This is a genomic window from Dactylosporangium sp. NPDC050688, assembly GCF_040654515.1.
GTDB lineage: Bacteria > Actinomycetota > Actinomycetes > Mycobacteriales > Micromonosporaceae > Dactylosporangium.
Genome location: NZ_JBFAIC010000169.1, coordinates 1 through 2245 on the forward strand (window position 1 = coordinate 1; position 2245 = coordinate 2245).

The window sequence follows — 2245 nt, forward strand, 5'->3', positions numbered from 1 at the left end:
TGCCGAGTACGAGGCACTACACACGATGACCCAGCCGGTCACCGTATCCCCGAAAACCAGCTAACCAACTCTCCATCAAACCCGGGGCTTGACAAGGACCACTTCGCCACGGCTCGCAACTGGCGGATCAGTTACAGCGAATGGCCGCAGGGGCGGCTGATCCGCATCGCATTCCCTCCGACCGAGCAATCCACCGCCCGAGCCATGGTCACGGACGTACTCCCCAGGCTGGGCCACACGCTGCGCCACGCCCAGACAGCGCGCGGCGCCCGCGTATGGGCCGACTGACCGACGATGTCCGGATCTGCCGCTGGTCTCGCGCGGCACCGGCACCGTGGTCGTCACCGCGAGCGACGCGCCCCGGCGACGCCGACGCTTCCCGTCGTGCCGATGACAGTGCGCCGGCAGCACCCTCAGCCGGTTTGATCGGTGTAGCCGCGGTCGAGGTAGACGGTGGCCCAACGGCCGGGTCCGGTACCCGAGGCCATGAGTTCGCCGGTGCGGGTGTCGAACAGCAGCGCTTCGGAGCCGTTGTCGCCGGGGCTCGGGTGTGGCCCCTGGCCGATCGGCGTCGTCACCAGTAGCCCGGTGCCCAGGTCGGTCTGCGTCTCGCCGGCGCAGGTGACGCCGTCCGTGGTGGCGAGGAAGCGCAGTACCGCGGCCCGGTGCGCCGCGTCGAGGATCCGTGTCGCGTTGAGGTCCGCGACACCGGCGAGCGCGGCCGAAGGTCCGTTCTCCCGCGGCTGGTACAGCTGCTCGGCCATCGCCGCCGGCTCTGCCTTGGGCACCGGGCGTAGCTCGCGCTCGCCGGCGGCGAAGGTGCGATCCTCGTGCGCGGCGCGCAGCATCTTGGGATGTGCCGCGAAAAACGTGCGCGACGCCTCGTCCCGGTACTGCACCGGTCCGCGGTCGGCGACCCGCCGCCCCGAACCGTCGGCGGCGTTCCACAGCTTCACCTCGACCTCCCACGCCGCCGACGCGAAGGTGCTCTTGCCAGGAACCTCGCTGGTGAAGCCGCCCCGGCTGCGGGTGTGCAAGTATTCGTACCGGCCCGTGCCGCCGTCGTACGGTGCCGGGGCGAGGTGGTCGGCGAGCGCGGCCAGGCAGTTGGGCGCTGTGCCGGATGAGCCCTGGACCGCTGGAGGCCCCGGCATCGGCCCGGGAGCGGGGCGGTGGCCGGGCAGCGTGAGCCCTGCAGCGCCCGCGACGACGGCGACGGCCGCGACTGCCACGGCGAGCACGGCGCGGCGGGTCGTGCGGCGCGGCGGGACGGCTTCGTAGGATGTGATGTCGGTGGCGGCGCGGCGCAGGACCGCTTCGGCGTCGCCGTGACCGACGACGACACCCCGGGCCGGATCGGCGTTCTCCAGTAGCGCACGGACCTGCTTGCTCATCGTGTTCCTCCGATCCGGACGGGTGCGGCTGCGGGCTGTTCACGCAGCAGGGCGGTGAGTCGCCGGCGGGCAAGGTGCAGCCGGACCTTCGCGGTCGCGGTGCCGCAGCCGAGGACCAGGGCGGCCTCGCTCATGGAGAGTTGCTCCCAGCCGACGAGCCGCAGGATCTCCTGGTCGTCGTCGGATAGCCGCGCCAGCGCGGTGCGTACGTCGACGAGGCGAGCGATGCCGTCGTGCCGGTCGGCCGCCGGCACGTCTCCCAGCTCGAGCGCTGGTGGGGCGGCCCGCTCGGCGCGCCAGTGGTTGGCGAGCAGGCGTCGCCCGACGCCGTACAGCCAGGGCAGCGTCCGTGCCGGCACCTCCCACCGCCGCCGCCAAGCGACCAGGAAGACCTCCTGGGCGAGTTCCTCCGCTGCGGCGGTGCCGCCGAGCCTTCGCACGCCGTAGCGCACGACGTCCTGGTAGTGCCGGGCGTAGATGCTGCGGAACCAGTCGGCGTCGCGTTCGTGGACGACGTTCATGTCCCTCTCTGTGTGCGCCGGCGGCGAAAGGTAACAGGGCGCAGATCGCGTTCTCAGCATGCCGATCAAGCGGGCGACCTGGCGCGTTGAGCGACGTTAGCGTGCGGGGTGTCGCCTCCTTCGCAGAGCGGGAAGTGCACGGATCTGCCGCCGAGCGCGCGCTACAGCCTGCCCGAGACCGTCACGCTCCGTACGCCGTTCCGGCGGGACAGATCCGCGGTCGGCTGAGCGCTCGTGCCGAATTGTGCGCACCCGATCATGTGGGCGCGAACGGTCCTACAATCCTGCCGATGCCGGCTCGAAGGTTAGGTTCGGCGGGCGGCCCGGTCA

Annotated in this window: 2 protein-coding genes; both read right to left on the reverse strand. The window is 71.7% G+C overall.

The window, feature by feature from the left end:
* Positions 1–413: 413 nt before the first annotated feature.
* Positions 414–1394, reverse strand: coding sequence for a hypothetical protein (locus AB0H83_RS51720; RefSeq protein ID WP_360111406.1), 981 nt, complete (start codon positions 1392–1394; stop codon positions 414–416).
* Positions 1391–1915, reverse strand: coding sequence for an RNA polymerase sigma factor (locus tag AB0H83_RS51725; RefSeq protein ID WP_360111409.1), 525 nt, complete (start codon positions 1913–1915; stop codon positions 1391–1393). Before AB0H83_RS51725 ends, AB0H83_RS51720 begins: the two co-directional genes overlap by 4 nt.
* Positions 1916–2245: the final 330 nt, after the last annotated feature.

Bases quoted from the DNA above. Each gene is read 5' to 3' on its own strand.
- AB0H83_RS51720 (WP_360111406.1), bottom strand. From the start codon at position 1,394: ATGAGCAAGCAGGTCCGTGCGCTACTGGAGAACGCCGATCCGGCCCGG.
- AB0H83_RS51725 (WP_360111409.1), bottom strand. From the start codon at position 1,915: ATGAACGTCGTCCACGAACGCGACGCCGACTGGTTCCGCAGCATCTAC.